The sequence below is a fragment of the Mycetocola sp. 2940 genome, assembly GCF_040548835.1.
Classification (GTDB): domain Bacteria; phylum Actinomycetota; class Actinomycetes; order Actinomycetales; family Microbacteriaceae; genus Mycetocola_A.
Window position 1 is genome coordinate 1 of record NZ_JBEPSK010000014.1, and the last position, 14196, is coordinate 14196.

Here is a 14196-nt window from a genome sequence, read left to right on the forward strand (position 1 = left end):
GACGACATCGCCCAGCATCCGCTCCGAGAACCTCGGACTCATCTCGATCAACACCCTTCAATAATCAGGTGTTGCTCTAACCGTTAGAACCCGCGAGTCGAAACGGTGCTTTTGCGTCACCGGAACGGCCGGATGCCGCCGGGACGGGCACCGTGGCATCCGCTACTTCATCGTCCCCTGACTGACGGAACCCTGCAGCTGGCGCTGGAAGATGACGTAGGCAATAAGCACCGGCACGATCGTGATGACGACGGCGGCGAAGAGCGCGCCGAAGTCCACCGCGTAACCCGCCGACGACGCGAACGACGCCATCCCCTGCGACAGCACGTAGTTGTCCTTGTTCGTGTTGAGCGCGACGGGCAGCAGGAACTGGTTCCAGAGGCCGAGGAAGTTGAAGATCGCGACGGATGCCATGCCCGGCTTCGCCATCGGCAACATCACCTGGAAGAAGGTGCGCCACTCCCCGGCACCGTCGATCGCGGCCGCTTCGGCGATCTCGTCCGGCAGCCCCTTGAAGAAGGAGTACAGGAAGAACACCGTGAACGGGAGCGCGAAGGCGACGTAGGTGAGGATCAGGCCGGGCAGCGTGTTGAGCAGCCCGATGTTGCGGAGCACGAAGAACAGCGGCACGATCGCCAGGAACACCGGGAAGGTGAGGCCGGCGAGCATGAGGTAGTAGATCGCGCGGCTGCCGAAGAACTTGAACCGCGCGAGCACGTAGGCACACATCGCCCCGAGCACCATCACGATGACGAGGGCGAAGCCGACGACGATGACCGTGTTGAGGAAGTAGTTGCCGATGCCCTCCTGCGTCCAGGCCGAGACGTAGTTGTTGAAGTTCCAGTTGGCCGGCAGCCCGAACGGTGACGCGAAGATCTCCTTCGTCGTCTTGAAGCTCGTGATCAGCGTCCAGACGAGCGGAAGGATGACGATGAGCGACCAGATGACCAACGCGGTGTGCGAGATCGCCCCGACAGCTTTGTCTCCCGGTGTGGTCTTCGGCTTGCGCGTGAAAGCGGGTTTGGAGCCGCCGCGGGTCGCACCCCGCGTGGTGATGGCCTGAGTGGTCATGCCCGACCTCCCTCTTCCTTGCCGCCGGTGAGGCGGTTCACGAGAAAGACGATCGCCGCGAAGAGCAGCGTGATGACCGCGAGGACGACACCCATCGCGCTGGCCTGCCCGAATTCGCCTTTGTTGAAGGCGGTACGGAACAACTGCTGGCTCATCACCAGCGTGGAGTTGTTGGGTCCACCGCCGGGGTTGAGGGCCTGCATGTAGACGAAAGCGTCGAGAGCCAGGATCCCGAGGTAGATGTACGCCGTCTGGATGTTGTCGCGAATGAGCGGGATTGTGATGGAGAACGCTGTGCGGGCACGTCCGGCGCCGTCGATGCGGGCCGCCTCGTAGGTCTCGGCAGGAACGCCCTTGATAGCGGCGACGAAGAGCACCATGTAGAAACCCACGAAACCCCAGACGATCACGAAGATCGAGGCCCCCATGGCGGTGCGCTCGTCACCGAGCCAAGGGAACGACTCAAACATGTCCAGACCGAACGCCCCGAGAATGCCGTTCAGCAGCCCGCCGGGAGTGTAGATCTGACTCCAGAGGATGCCGATGATGATCGCGGGAATGACGTACGGGAAGAACGAGACAACGCGGTAGAAGCTCGAATTGCGCAGGCCGCGAATCGGACCATGGCTCGGGCCGCCAACAGTGACCATCGTGGCGAGCGCGAGGGAGAGCACGATCGTCACCAGTGGCACGACGATTGCCAGGAGGATGTTATTCCCGAGCGCCGTCATGAAGATGTCGTCGTTGAAGAGCCGGACGTAGTTCTCGATTCCGATGATATTCATCTCGGGGCTGAAGCCCGACCAGTCGGTCAGCGAGTAGAACACAGCCTGGATGAACGGCCAGATCACGAAGATCAGGAAGATGGCCAGCGGCAGCCCGAGGAAGACCAGCATGAATGTCACGTAGTCGACCGTGAGCTTGCGCCGGCGCCCTCCGGCGGTCTTTCGACCGCCGGAGGGTGCCAGGGTTGCTATGGCGCGCCCTGGGTCGGCGCCGGCCGCTGTCATTTGACCTCGATTTTGTTGACCGAGTCGTCGTCCCTCACCTTGTCGGTGATGGCCTGCAGGCCCGAGGTGAGGGTTCCGACGTCAGACTTGCCTTCGAGGAAGGTGTTCCATACGACGAGCTGGTCGGGATTCATGCCGTACAGGTCGACGAAGCCGTGGGTGTAAATGTTCTCACCGGCGGCGTCGAGCATGTCGGTCTGGGCGACCAGGGCGGTCGAGCCGAAGCCGTCGGCGGGAACGAGACCCTTGACCACGGTCGGGGCGAGCTTCTCCTTGGCGAAGTTCGTCGCTGCCTCCTTCGACAGCATGGTGCGGAGCAGCTCCTTGCCACCGGCGACGTTCTTTGCCTGAGAGGGGACGATGAACGGCTCGCCCGCGGCGGAGTGCAATGATTCCGGCGCCATCTTCGGGCTGGACGAGACGACCGGAGCAGCGAACCCCTTCATGGCAAAGCCTTCCGCAGTGTTGCCTTTCATCTCGTTCTCGATCCACGACCCGGACGGGTACAGAACGGCTTCCATGTCGTTGCTCCACTGCGCCTGGGCTTCGGTGAACTGTGTTCCCGATCCGCCCGGCTTCATGTAGCCGGCCGCGATGATCTCGTGAAGGGCTTCGAACACGCTCTGCACGGCGGGCAGTGACCAGCAACCCTCCTCGAGGTTCTCCAGGGCAAGGCGAACCTCGTCCCCGCCTTCCTTGATCGCGGAGTCGATCGACAGCGTCTGGTAGTAGGTTGCAGCTTCCTTCCCGAAAAGGAAGAGATACTTGCCCTTTTCTTTCGCCTTTGCGCCGAGGTCGATGACCTCCGCCCACGTCGCCGGCGGGGTCCAGCCGTTCTCTTCGAAAAGGCTCGACGAGTACCACACGCCGAAGACCGTGAGCACATAGTTGATCGCGGCAAGCTTGCCCTCGAACGTACCTGGGGCGAGAACCCCACCATAGAGGGTGTCGCGAATTGTCTCGCCCTCGAGGTTGTCGGCGTCGATGACGTCAGTCAGGTCCTCGAGCTGTTCGAGGATGGTGTTGAACCCGATCGCCTGTGCTCCGGAGTTGTCGATCAGGTCTGGCGGGTTGCCACCGACGAAGCGCGGCTGTAGTTCCTGCGCGATCTGCGTTGAAGGGGCGACCTTGGCCGTCACGCCTTCGTGGTTCTTCTCGAGCAGCTTCGCGGCGTACTCGACGTAGTCGACGCCGTAACCTCCCTTGAAGATCACGGAGTCAATCGTTGAGTCTGATGCCAGGCCGAACGGGTTCGCCGCTGAAACCGTTCCCCCGGGAGCGGGAGCGCTCGGGCCTCCGGTGGCACAGGACGCGAGGGATGAGCCGAGCGGAATGAGAATCGCAGCGGCGACGGCGCCGCGGAGGACATTCCTTCGATCCATCGTGACGTTCTGGATGTTCATCATGGTGATTGTGTACCTTCCGTGTGATTGGGGCTCTGGATGCGGGTCAGGCGGTGCGTCGGATCCGGTCTCGATAGAGGTTCTCGAGCGCGAGGTTGTGTTCGTCTCCTCCCGGGATGTTCGCGGAGATGTAGAGCGGGGGAACAGCGCCGCTCTCCGCGATCCGACGGGACACCTCGATGGTGAGAAGCTGGGCGATGAACGCCGACGTGATGGACGAGATGGCTCCCACCCCGACGTCGCCGGGCAGCGACAGGGTGGTGTCGCCGAACGGTGCCCGGTTGTCGATCACGACGTCGGCGATCTCGCTCAGTCGTTTTCCGCTCGGGTGCTTCGGCTCGACGGCGTTGGTGTGTTCGAGGCTCGTGACGCCGATGACCTTGTGTCCCAGCTCCTTCGCCCGCAGCGCGACGCCGACGATCGACCCGTTCACTCCCGAGTTCGAGGCGATGAGAAACACGTCGGCCGGGTTGATCGGCGACACACTGAACAGCTCGTCAACGACAGACGGATCACGCTCGAGGCTCGACCCGCCGAGGTCGGCGACATCGCGGCTGCCGTGCAGCACCACGTCGCGGAGCGCAAGGTTGTTGGTCGGGATCAAGCCGCCTGCACGGCCGGCGATCTCCATCGCGAAGGCCTGCGAGTGACCGGTTCCGAACGCCTGGAGGACTCCGCCGTTGTCGAGGGAGGTGGTGATCAGGTCGATCGCCTCGTCGTACCCACCCTCGGCAGCGGTCTCGGCGATGGCTTCGAGCCGGCTGGTTGCCTGGGCGAGGAATTCCGGGATGAGGTCAGACATGGGCGGTACTCCCGGATGCGGTGAGAGGCTGAGCGGGACGGGATCCACGCGCGGGACGGCGGTGCTCGGAGACGGCCATGGCGGATGCCGCGAGCCGGGTGGCGATGTCGGTGAAATTCAACTGCGCCACGAGCAGGTAGAGCAGGTCGAGGACGAAGAGCTGGCTGTGCTTGGCCGAGAGGTCATCCGGCTGGAGGTAGAGCTCGGGCGCGGCGGTGATCACTGTGACGTCGGCGAGTTCGGCGAGCGGGGAGTCGGCGTTGTTGGTGAGGGCGATGGTGAAGGCTCCGGACGACTTCGCCTGGGAGAGCATCTGGATCGTCTCCTCGGTGCGCCCCGTGTTGGAGATGCCGAGTGCCACTGCCCCCTCGTCGAGGATCGCCGCGCTCGTGAGCCCGCCGTGAACTTCGCCCCAGCAGTGGGCGTTGATGCCGATCCGGTAGAGGCGGCTCTGCATTTCGGCGGCCATGCCTCCGCTGCCGCCGATGCCGTAGATGTCGAGGTGGCTGCATTCACTGATCCGGCGGGCGATGTCCGCCACGCTGTCGAGGTCGATTCGGTCTGCCGTCGACTGGAGCGAGTGCATGTGCGAGTTCAGCAGTGTTCCGAGCACGTCGCGGGGGGAGTCGTCCGGGTCGAACTCCCGGCCGATGTCGGCACGCCAGGACTCGTGCGCGTTCCCCCGGCCGACGTCGCTGGCGACACCGACCCGGAACTGGACGTAGCCCGAGTATCCGATCAGCCGGCAGAACCGGGTGACGGTGGCCGCGGACGTCCCCGCTCGCTCGGCGAGTTCGGTGATCGACAGCTCCAGCGGGGCCGTCGGGTTCTCAAGCAGAAGCTCGGCAATTTTCACCATGACGCTCGACATCTGTGGCAGGTTGGCCTGAATGCGGTGGGAGGCACGAACACCCCCTTCGGTGGTGTGAGCTCTCGACGTCGTCGTCATAGCTGAAAATCCGTTTCACTGGTTTATCGCTTGGGTGAAAACTATTCTTGTATCGTCGTGTCGTCAATGACCCTGTGTGGAAATTAGGTAACGAATGCATTTCTTCCCGGAACCCCAGGATGACGATGGCCGCCGTCCTCGCCGTTGACGCCGGCGGGACGAGCACCCGTGCCGTCCTCGTCGACGTCGACGGCCACTGCCTCGGGTTCGGGCGTGCCGGCGGGGGCAATCCGATCTCCTCGGGAACGGAACGCGCGGCATCCGCCATCGTCACAGCGGCGCACGCCGCCACCGACAGGGCCGGCCTGACGGCATCGGACGTCGGCCCAGCCATCCTCGCCATGGCGGGCTCCGGAGTGAACCCCGACGCGGCGTGGATCCGCGACGCGCTCGCCGCCGCGGGATTCGCGGGCCACGTCGAGCTGCGGTCGGACCTCCTGGCCACCTTCTTCGCCGGAACCTTCGAGCCCGACGGCTATGCCCTCGTCGCCGGGACGGGGGCGGCCGGCATCCGGGTCCGGAACGGGGTCGTCGACCTCACCGCCGACGGACTGGGCTGGCTGATCGGCGACGTGGGCTCGGGCTTCTGGATCGGGCACCGGGTCGTGCGCGACGCCGTTGCGGCTCTCGACGGCCGGGCGGCGCCCACCGCGCTCACCTCCCTGCTGCTGGACGCCCTGGCGATCCGCGCGTCGACGGCGCTTTCCGCCGACGGGCGGCCGGTGGCCGTCAACCAGGTGACGGATGCCGTCTACCGGCTCCGCCCGGTGGAACTCGCGCGGTTCGCCCCGCTCGCTTTCGCCGCGCCCGGCGACGAGACGGCCCGGGCGATCCTCGCGGATGCCGCCGAAGCCCTCGCCCGCCTGTTCGGGGCGGTGGCGTCGCCGGAGCTGACCGGCCCCCTCGTGCTCGGCGGGAGCATCCTGGCGCAGGACAGCATGGTCGCGGATGCCGTCACCGCGGCCGCAGCCGCCTCCGGCCTCGTGTCGCACACGCAGCCGGTGGAGGACGGCGTGGTCGGGGCGGCGGTGCTCGCCCTGCGTTCGGCCGGCATCGCGGTCGACGTTGTGATCTTCGAGCGCATCACCCGGTCGTTGGCGGCGCTGCGCTGACCCCGCCGGCGACGTCGTTCGTGCTCAGGCCAGGGACAGGGCAAAAGACAGCACGAAACCCGCCGCAGTGCTTATCGCCACGGCCGGGCCGCCGTGCTCGTACGCCTCGGGCATCAGGGTGTCGGCGAGCGACGCGATCACGGCGCCCGCGGCGAAGGCGAGCGGGAGCGAGATCGTCTCCGGGTCGGTGTTCGAGAACGGTCCGGCACCGACCACGACGGCGATCACGAGCAGCACGGCGCACGCCGTCCAGAGCAGGACGATCGAGCGGCGCGAACGGCCCTGGCTGCGCATCGATGAGGCTCCGACCAGCGCCTCGGGAAAGTTCGACACGAAGATCGCCGCCAGCAGGGCGAGACCGCCGGTACCTTCGCCGAGCGACACCCCCAGCGCCACGTTCTCCGGCACGCCGTCGAGGGTGACGGCGGCCAGCAGCGCCATGCCCGCCGCACCGCGCGTCGAGGTCGCGGGATCCGGGCGGTCGGTGGCCGCGGCATCCGTGTCGAGTTTCGCGCTGCCCTCGAACTCGTCCGCCGACTTCGTGCGCGACCCCGGCTGTGCCAGGCGGTCGAGCAGCGCGCTGAGCATCGTGAACACGACCGCCCCGACGAGCAGGCCGATCACCGCACGCCAGATCCCGCCGCGCTCGTAGGCGTCCTCGAACAGTTCGAAGCTCAGCGCCGTGATCAGGGCGCCCGCGGCGAAGGAGAGCAGGATGGCCAGCACCCGCTTGGGCAGCTCGAAGCGCACGCCGATCACGGCACCGAGGACGAGAGCGCTCGACGCGATCACGCCGAACAGCAGCGAGGAATTCATCCCGCAAGTATGGACCGGCCGACCAGAGCCGAAAAGGCACTTGACGCGGCCTCACTCGCGCCTGCTGAGACTGCGCCGATAGCATCGATGGACCGTCCGACCACTGAGGAGACCCCGCGATGACGCACTCACGATCAGCACTCATCGTCCGCGCGGGCTGGGAAGGCCACTCCCCCGTCGCCGCCACCGACCTCTTCGTGCCCCACCTCGTCGCTTCCGGGTTCGAGGTGCGGGTGGAGGAGTCGACGTCGGTGTACGCGGATGCCGCGGGGCTGGCATCCGTCGACCTCATCATGCAGTGCGTGACGATGTCGACGATCGAGCCGGACGAACTCTCAGGGCTGACCGCCGCGGTGCGCGCCGGGACGGGGCTGGCCGGCTGGCACGGCGGCATCGCCGACTCGTTCCGGGCGTCGAGCGACTACTTCCACCTCGTCGGCGGCCAGTTCGCGAGCCACCCCGGCAAGCCGGCGAGCGAGGAGCGCGACGGGAGCGAGCGTGACAATTTCGTCCCGTACACGGTGGCGATGACGGAACTCGGCCGGCAGCATCCGATCACCGAGGGAATCGCGGACTTCGATCTGGAAACCGAGCAGTACTGGGTGCTCTCCGACGACCTCAACGATGTGCTCGCCACGACGACCCAGCGGGTGCGCGCCGGCGACCCGTGGCACCGGGAGGTGACCTCCCCGGCGGTCTGGACGCGGCAGTGGGGGGACGGGCGGATCTTCGTGGCGACGCCGGGGCACAGCATGGACGTGCTGCAGCACGCGAACGTGCGGACGATCATCGAGCGGGGGCTGTTGTGGGCGAGCCGCTGACCGTCGGCATCATCGGTGTCGGTGCCATCTCGGCGCAGTACCTGGCGGCAAGCACGGTCGAACGGCCGGCGGCGGTGCCGCTGCGCTGAGCACGCACGTAGTCACCCGTTGCGGACCAGGTCATCCGGCGCGCCGGATGCTTTCGTCCGGAGCGGGTGACCAGGCGCGGTGTCACCGGGTTCACACCAGGCGGGCGCAGACCCCTATCGAGCGAGGATGTCGTGGTCTAATATTCCGCACATGAGGCTTCAGTTCGTCGTTGTGTGCGCCGCGGTAGGGCTCGCCCTCGCGGGCTGCGCCGCGCCCGGGGCGGAGCCCAGCCCGACCGACCCTTCGGCCTCCCCGACGCCCTCGGCGACCGCGAGTCCCACACCGACTCCCGAATCGCTGACGATCGTCGAGTGCGAGGTCATGCTGCCGATCGACCAAGCGCGTGCGATATTCGCCGAGGACACCGAGTTCCTCGGCGAGCGACCGCCCACCGAGTCCGGCGGATGGTTCCCCCTCGCAGAAATCGACAGCACACTCGCCGATGCGGCTCAGGCGAAGGCGTGCACCTGGGGCGTGCCGAATTCGGACGGCGTCTTCACGATTCATGCCGTGGAGGTGACGGCCGAGCAGCGCTCCAGTCTGGAGGCCGCGCTGGCTGACGAGGGGTTCACAGACGTGTCAACCGGCACGGCAACGAGCTTCGAGAAGAGCGGTGAGACCGAGGTCTCCCCGATCGCAGCAACCCACCTGTTCTCCGGCCCGCTCTGGATCATGGCCAACTCGAACGATCTCAGCACAACGGGGGCGGTGGCGAACGCCGCACTCGAGGCGCACCGCACCGCCAACCCGACGCTTGGACTGTGAGCCGCTCGTCCGGCGTGCCGCTCCGCTGAGCCGCAGTCACCCGTTGCGGACCGGGTCATCCGGTACGCCGGATGCTTCCGTCCGAAGCGGGTGACCAGGTGCTACACGGTTCGCGCCAGCCGCGCGCCCGCCTCCCGCAACCAGTGCACGGTGTCGGTCATCGCGGCATCCGCACTGCCGGCGAGCTCGGTCAGCGACACGGCCGCGGCGAATCCCGTGGGCTCGGCGGTGATCGCCCCGGCGACGAGCAGCGGCGTCGCACCGGCCGCTTCTGCGAGCGCGCGGACGTATGACGGCACTTTTCCCGCGTCGGACTGACCGTCGAAGCGGCCCTCACCGGTGATGACGACGGTCGCGGATGCCACGGCGTCCGGCGCGTGCATCACCTCACCGACCGCCTCGGCTCCGGATGCCATCACGGCGCCCCAGGCGATCAGGCCGTACCCGGTTCCCCCGGCCGCGCCCGCGCCCGGTGTCTCGGGGTCGGTGCCGAGGAGAGCCGCCAGCCGGCGAAGGCCGGCGTCGAGTTCAGCGACCTGCTCTGCGGCGGCCCCCTTCTGCGGACCGAACACCGTTGCCGCACCGTTCGGGCCGAGGAGCGGGTTCGTTACGTCGCTGAGGATGGTGGCGCCGCCGGCGGGCACGGCGCGGAGGTGGGTTGTGTCGATCGACGCCACGGCGCCGAGGCCCCGTCCGCCGGGGGGGACCGGGCGACCCTCCGCGTCGGCGAACTCGGCACCGAGGGCGGTGAGGGCGCCGACGCCGCCGTCGGTGGAGGAGCTTCCGCCGAGGGCGAGGTAGAGCCTGTCCACACCGGAGTCGATGGCGGCGGCGATGGCCTGGCCGAAGCCGAGGGTGTGTGCCTCCATCGGCTGCAGCGGGTGGAGGAGCGTGATGCCGCTCGTGACCGCGAGTTCGACGACGCCCGAGTTGTCAGGGAGAAGGATCCAGCTCGCCTCGACCTGCCGCCCGTCCGGTCCGGACACCGTCACCGGCATCCGCCGGGCGCCGGGCACGGCCAGTTCGAACGCGTCGAGGGTTCCTTCGCCGCCGTCGGCCAGCGGCATCCGGATCAGGGTGTCACCGGGGCGAACCGAGAGCCACCCTTCGGCGAGCGCCGTCGTCACCTCGATGGCGGTCGCCGTACCTTTGAAGGAGTCTGGGGTGATCGCCACGCGAAGGTCAGTCATGCCCTTAACACTGCCAGACCCGGTGCGTGGCTGACCCGGAGAAGCGGATGACACGCGACAAAGCCGGCGGGGTCCCACACCGCCGGCCTTGTGCTTGTGCCGCGAGCGACTACTGCTGCGTCAGCGGCGCCAGGTTCGGATCATTCGCGTATGCCTCAGCCGCGTTCTCCTTGGTCACGATCAGCGGGGGCAAGAGGTACGCCGGAACGACCTTGACGCCGTTGTCGTACGACTCGTCATCGTTCGTCTCGATCGTCTCACCCTTCTGGGCCTGCTCAACCATCGCGATCGCCTGGTCGACCAGTGCGCGGGTGTCTTTGTTGATCGTCGAGTACTGTTCGCCGGCCATGATCGACTTGACCGACTCCACCTCGGAGTCCTGGCCGGTGACGATCGGGATCGGCTTCCCCGCTGCCTTCACGCTCGTGATGATCGCGCGTGCGAGGTTGTCGTTCGGCGAGAGCACACCATCGAGTTCAGTGTTGGTGTAATGCGCGGCGAGGAGCGTGTCCATCCGGTCCTGCGCGTTCTTTGCGAGCCACCCGGCTGTCGACGTCTGCTTGATGTCGGTCTGTCCAGACACGACGACGAGCGTTCCGTCATCGATCTTCGGCTGCAGCACTTTCATCGCACCGCCGAAGAAGACAGCCGAGTTCGCGTCGTCGGGCGAACCGGAGAAGAGTTCGATGTTGTACGGTCCCTCCGGCTTCTTCGCTGCCATTCCGTCGAGCAGCGCCTGCCCCTGCAATTCGCCGACTTTCTCGTTGTCATAGGCGACGTAGTAATCGACGTCCTCAGTGTTGAGGATCAGCCGGTCGTAGGCGATCACGATCGCGCCCGCGTCTTTCGCCGCTTTCACCTGGCCCGACAGCTGTCCCCCGTCCTTCGCGCCGATGATGATGACCTTCGCACCCTTCGTGACCATGGACGAGATCTGGTTCTGCTGGTCGGGCACCGTGTTGGTTGCAGCGGCGTACTGGACGTCACCTTTGAAGCCGGCCTCCTTGAGGCCGTCCTCGAACAGTTGGCCTGCGAGAACCCAGTTCTCCGAGGTCTTGTCAGGAAGGGCCACGCCGATGACGGAGTCCGCCGGGAAACCGGATGCCTCCTCCGTCGAGCCTGATCCGGAACTGGAGCCACGGGTCGAACAACCCGTCAGAGCCAGGGCCGCGGTGACGGCGATCGCCGACGCGGTAAGCGCTAATTTACGCATGAATTCACTCTCTCTGTGCTTGGTGGATATTCGGGTGGTGTGCGCATTCGGGACTATCCCGGACCTCAGTTCGGGGAAGTGGACTGTGGGCGCGACGTGGCCTCTGCGCTGGTCGAGGGTGCCACAGACGGCCGCTCGATCGGTGTCGCGTTCTGGTCCCCCGGGCCGGCGTCCCTGCGGTTGCGTCTCATCAACCCACGGAACGTCGGCCGGTCGGTGCGCTTGCTGTAGACGTCGATGCCCACGGCCAGCAGCAGGACCAGGCCTTTGATGATCTGCACCCGGTCGACCCCGACGCCGAGCAGCTGGAGTCCGTTGTTGAGCACGGCGATCACGAGGCCTCCGACGATCGACCCGACGATCGTCCCGATGCCGCCCGACACCGCAGCACCACCGATGAAGACGGCGGCGATCGCGTCGAGTTCCCACCCGACACCGTCACCGGGACCGGATGCGACGGATCGGGCGACCGCGATCATCCCGGCGAGCGACGCCAGGATCGACATGTTCATCATGACAAAGAAGTTGACTCGCTTGATCTTCACACCGGACAGTTCCGCCGCGTGCCAGTTGCCGCCGACAGCGTAGATGTGTCTGCCGAGGGTCGTGTTCCGAGTCATGAACGAGTACGCCAGCACCAGGAGGCCCAGGATGATCCCGGAAACCGGGAAGCTCGTGCCGATACGACCGCCAGCGAACAAGAGGGTGGCATAGACGACGATGGCCAGGAGGATGATCACCTTGACGACGCTCACCCAGAGTGGCGCCTTCTCCGACCCCATCCGCGTCTGGGTGCGCCGAAGCCGGATTTCCTGGATGACGACGACGACCGCGACGACGAGTCCAAGCAGCAGGGTCGGGTTGCTGTAACCGATATCGGGACCGAAGTCAGGAAGAAAGCCTCCACCGATGATGGTGAAGGCTTCAGGGACCGGGACAGTCGCCGAGCTTCCGATGAGCTGGTTCCCCCCTCGGAAGATGAGCATGCCGGCCAGGGTCACGATGAACGCGGGCACGCCGATGTAGGCCACCCACCACCCATGCCACATTCCGATGAGAGCACCGATGACGAGCCCGAGCAGAATGGCGAGCGGCCACGGAAGCTTCCACTCTTCCATGGACGTCGCAACGATGATCCCGGTGAAGGCGGCCACCGACCCGACCGACAGGTCGATGTGTCCCGCGATGATCACCATGACCATGCCGATGGCGAGGATCAGAACGTAGGCGTTCTGGTTGACGAGGTTGATGAGGTTCGTGGGATCCAGGGTCAGACCACCCGTGGCGATCTGGAAGATCACGATGATGACGACGAGCGCGCCGAGGATGCCGACCTGGCGTCCACTCGACTGCCCGCCGCCGAACATCTTGCCGAGTTCCCGGATGCCACCAGACGCCTTTGTTCCTGTTGACGACTTTGTCTCTGTTGTAGTGCTCATCGACCCACTGACCTCACGGACGTCATGTTCTTCATCAGGGTTTCGGGATCCGCCTCCGCGCTGGGCAGGTCGGCGGTGATGGTGCCCTCGAAGATCGTGTAGATCCGGTCAGATACACCCAGGAGCTCAGGCAGTTCCGATGAAATCATGATGATTCCTTTGCCCTGCGCGGCGAGATCACGGATGATGCCGTAGATCTCCGTTTTTGCACCGACGTCGATGCCCCGTGTCGGTTCGTCGAGAATGAGCAGGTCGGGGTCCGTGAACATCCACTTGGCCAGGACCACCTTTTGCTGGTTTCCGCCCGACAGTTTGTTGACACCCTCGTCAACCGTTGGCGTCTTGATCCGCAGGCTCTTACGGAACCGCTCGGCGACCGTGTGTTCAGCAACCTTGTCGACGACCGATGCACGCGAGATCTTCGACAGTTTGGCCGAAACGATGGAGCGTTTGATGTCGTCGAGAAGATTGAGTCCGAGCGACTTTCGGTCTTCGCTGACATAGGCGATGCCGTGCTCGATCGCTTCGCTGACATTCCGCAACTGGATTTCGACGCCATCCTTGAATACCTGGCCAGACAGGTAAATGCCGTACGACCGGCCGAAGACGCTCATCGCCAGTTCCGTTCTCCCCGCGCCCATGAGCCCGGCGAAGCCCACCACTTCACCGCGTCTGACCGTGAAGCTGGAGTTCTTGACCACGAGACGCTCGCTCGTCAGCGGATGCTGCACCGTCCAGTTGCGCACTTCGAAGAACACGTCGCCGATCGTGTGCTCGTGGTCGGGGAAACGATTCTCGAGCACCCGGCCGACCATGCCCTGGATGATCCGGTCTTCGTTCACGCCGGTAGCGGTGACGTCGATGGTCTCGATGGTCTTGCCGTCACGGATGATGGTGATCGAGTCCGCGATCGCCTCGATCTCGTTGAGCTTGTGCGAGATCATGATCGAACTGATGCCCTTGCCCTTCAGACCGAGGATGAGGTCGAGCAGGTGCCGCGAGTCGGCTTCGTTGAGTGCCGCGGTCGGCTCGTCGAGAATGAGGAGCTTCACCGATTTGTTGAGGGCCTTGGCGATCTCGACGAGTTGCTGCTTACCGACGCCGATGTTCTTGATCTGTGTGTCCGGGTCATCCGAAAGACCCACCCTGGCCAGAAGACCGATGGCTTCCGTCTTCGCCTCCACCCAGTCGATGACTCCGCCGCGACCCGGCTCATTGCCGAGGAAGATGTTCTCGGTGATCGACAGTTCGGGGATCAGCGCCAGTTCCTGGTGGATGATGACGATGCCCGCATGTTCGCTCGAGCGAATGTCCTTGAACCGCATCTCCTGACCCTGGAAGATGATCTCTCCGGTGTAGGTGCCGTACGGGTAAACGCCGGAAAGCACTTTCATCAGGGTCGACTTTCCTGCGCCGTTCTCCCCGCAGATAGCGTGGATCTCACCGGCCTTCACCTCGATGGACACATCGGAGAGCGCCTTCACTCCCGGAAATTCCTTGGTGATCGACCTCATT

13 protein-coding genes are annotated in these 14196 nt (G+C 65.5%); 3 read left to right on the forward strand and 10 right to left on the reverse strand.

Annotated features, from left to right (window positions below):
- Positions 1 to 162: 162 nt before the first annotated feature.
- From ABIE24_RS14685 to ABIE24_RS14705, 5 genes are read right to left on the reverse strand one after another with little or no spacing between them, the layout of a single operon-like run.
- Entirely contained in the window at positions 163 to 1071 is a 909-nt protein-coding gene (locus tag ABIE24_RS14685) for a carbohydrate ABC transporter permease (RefSeq protein ID WP_354500957.1), read from the reverse strand.
- Positions 1068 to 2081 carry a carbohydrate ABC transporter permease gene (locus ABIE24_RS14690; RefSeq protein ID WP_502916286.1) on the reverse strand — a complete coding sequence of 338 codons (1014 nt, stop codon included), beginning with the start codon at positions 2079 to 2081 and terminating at the stop codon, positions 1068 to 1070. Before ABIE24_RS14690 ends, ABIE24_RS14685 begins: the two co-directional genes overlap by 4 nt.
- Positions 2078 to 3484 (reverse strand): N-acetylglucosamine/diacetylchitobiose ABC transporter substrate-binding protein, encoded by a 1407-nt coding sequence (ngcE, locus tag ABIE24_RS14695; protein WP_354501092.1) that lies wholly within the window; start codon positions 3482 to 3484, stop codon positions 2078 to 2080. Before ngcE ends, ABIE24_RS14690 begins: the two co-directional genes overlap by 4 nt.
- Before the next feature lie 46 nt (positions 3485 to 3530).
- Entirely contained in the window at positions 3531 to 4286 is a 756-nt protein-coding gene (locus ABIE24_RS14700) for a sugar isomerase domain-containing protein (RefSeq protein ID WP_354500959.1), read from the reverse strand.
- The gene (locus ABIE24_RS14705) at positions 4279 to 5235 is read right to left on the reverse strand and encodes a MurR/RpiR family transcriptional regulator (RefSeq protein ID WP_354500961.1); all 957 of its coding nucleotides are present in this window, start codon (positions 5233 to 5235) and stop codon (positions 4279 to 4281) included. The genes ABIE24_RS14700 and ABIE24_RS14705 overlap by 8 nt, the downstream gene beginning before the upstream one ends.
- 125 nt (positions 5236 to 5360) lie before the next feature.
- Here ABIE24_RS14705 and ABIE24_RS14710 point away from each other — a divergent pair, with 125 nt between their 5' ends.
- On the forward strand, positions 5361 to 6347 hold the full coding sequence (locus ABIE24_RS14710; RefSeq protein ID WP_354500963.1) for an N-acetylglucosamine kinase: 987 nt from the start codon (positions 5361 to 5363) through the stop codon (positions 6345 to 6347).
- A gap of 24 nt (positions 6348 to 6371) precedes the next feature.
- Here ABIE24_RS14710 and ABIE24_RS14715 read toward each other — a convergent pair whose 3' ends face one another.
- A complete protein-coding gene (locus tag ABIE24_RS14715; RefSeq protein WP_354500965.1) occupies positions 6372 to 7163 on the reverse strand; it encodes a ZIP family metal transporter in 792 nt (263 codons plus the stop codon).
- Between the two features lie 119 nt (positions 7164 to 7282).
- Between ABIE24_RS14715 and ABIE24_RS14720 the strand changes: the two genes are divergently transcribed.
- Both ABIE24_RS14720 and ABIE24_RS14725 read left to right on the forward strand, forming a co-directional pair.
- On the forward strand, positions 7283 to 7984 hold the full coding sequence (locus tag ABIE24_RS14720) for a ThuA domain-containing protein (protein ID WP_354500967.1): 702 nt from the start codon (positions 7283 to 7285) through the stop codon (positions 7982 to 7984).
- Between the two features lie 240 nt (positions 7985 to 8224).
- Positions 8225 to 8839, forward strand: coding sequence for a hypothetical protein (locus ABIE24_RS14725; RefSeq protein ID WP_354500969.1), 615 nt, complete (start codon positions 8225 to 8227; stop codon positions 8837 to 8839).
- 101 nt (positions 8840 to 8940) lie between these two features.
- Here the strand turns inward: ABIE24_RS14725 and ABIE24_RS14730 are convergent, their stop codons facing one another.
- The 4 genes from ABIE24_RS14730 to mmsA all read right to left on the reverse strand — a co-directional run bounded on the left by ABIE24_RS14730 (position 8941) and on the right by mmsA (position 14195).
- Positions 8941 to 10029 (reverse strand): glycerate kinase, encoded by a 1089-nt coding sequence (locus ABIE24_RS14730; RefSeq protein WP_354500971.1) that lies wholly within the window; start codon positions 10027 to 10029, stop codon positions 8941 to 8943.
- A 109-nt stretch (positions 10030 to 10138) separates the two neighbouring features.
- A complete protein-coding gene (locus ABIE24_RS14735) occupies positions 10139 to 11242 on the reverse strand; it encodes a substrate-binding domain-containing protein (RefSeq protein WP_354500973.1) in 1104 nt (367 codons plus the stop codon).
- Between the two features lie 65 nt (positions 11243 to 11307).
- Entirely contained in the window at positions 11308 to 12681 is a 1374-nt protein-coding gene (gene mmsB, locus ABIE24_RS14740; RefSeq protein ID WP_354500975.1) for a multiple monosaccharide ABC transporter permease, read from the reverse strand.
- Positions 12678 to 14195: a multiple monosaccharide ABC transporter ATP-binding protein gene (gene mmsA, locus ABIE24_RS14745; protein ID WP_354501094.1), complete on the reverse strand. Its 1518-nt coding sequence runs from the start codon at positions 14193 to 14195 to the stop codon at positions 12678 to 12680. The genes mmsB and mmsA overlap by 4 nt, the downstream gene beginning before the upstream one ends.
- Between the last annotated feature and the right edge of the window lies 1 nt (position 14196).

Bases quoted from the DNA above. Each gene is read 5' to 3' on its own strand.
- mmsB (WP_354500975.1), bottom strand. From the start codon at position 12,681: ATGAGCACTACAACAGAGACAAAGTCGTCAACAGGAACAAAGGCGTCT.
- mmsA (WP_354501094.1), bottom strand. From the start codon at position 14,195: ATGAGGTCGATCACCAAGGAATTTCCGGGAGTGAAGGCGCTCTCCGAT.
- ABIE24_RS14705 (WP_354500961.1), bottom strand. From the start codon at position 5,235: ATGACGACGACGTCGAGAGCTCACACCACCGAAGGGGGTGTTCGTGCC.
- ngcE (WP_354501092.1), bottom strand. From the start codon at position 3,484: ATGAACATCCAGAACGTCACGATGGATCGAAGGAATGTCCTCCGCGGC.
- ABIE24_RS14720 (WP_354500967.1), top strand. From the start codon at position 7,283: ATGACGCACTCACGATCAGCACTCATCGTCCGCGCGGGCTGGGAAGGC.
- ABIE24_RS14700 (WP_354500959.1), bottom strand. From the start codon at position 4,286: ATGTCTGACCTCATCCCGGAATTCCTCGCCCAGGCAACCAGCCGGCTC.
- ABIE24_RS14685 (WP_354500957.1), bottom strand. From the start codon at position 1,071: ATGACCACTCAGGCCATCACCACGCGGGGTGCGACCCGCGGCGGCTCC.
- ABIE24_RS14715 (WP_354500965.1), bottom strand. From the start codon at position 7,163: ATGAATTCCTCGCTGCTGTTCGGCGTGATCGCGTCGAGCGCTCTCGTC.
- ABIE24_RS14710 (WP_354500963.1), top strand. From the start codon at position 5,361: ATGGCCGCCGTCCTCGCCGTTGACGCCGGCGGGACGAGCACCCGTGCC.
- ABIE24_RS14690 (WP_502916286.1), bottom strand. From the start codon at position 2,081: ATGACAGCGGCCGGCGCCGACCCAGGGCGCGCCATAGCAACCCTGGCA.
- ABIE24_RS14735 (WP_354500973.1), bottom strand. From the start codon at position 11,242: ATGCGTAAATTAGCGCTTACCGCGTCGGCGATCGCCGTCACCGCGGCC.
- ABIE24_RS14730 (WP_354500971.1), bottom strand. From the start codon at position 10,029: ATGACTGACCTTCGCGTGGCGATCACCCCAGACTCCTTCAAAGGTACG.
- ABIE24_RS14725 (WP_354500969.1), top strand. From the start codon at position 8,225: ATGAGGCTTCAGTTCGTCGTTGTGTGCGCCGCGGTAGGGCTCGCCCTC.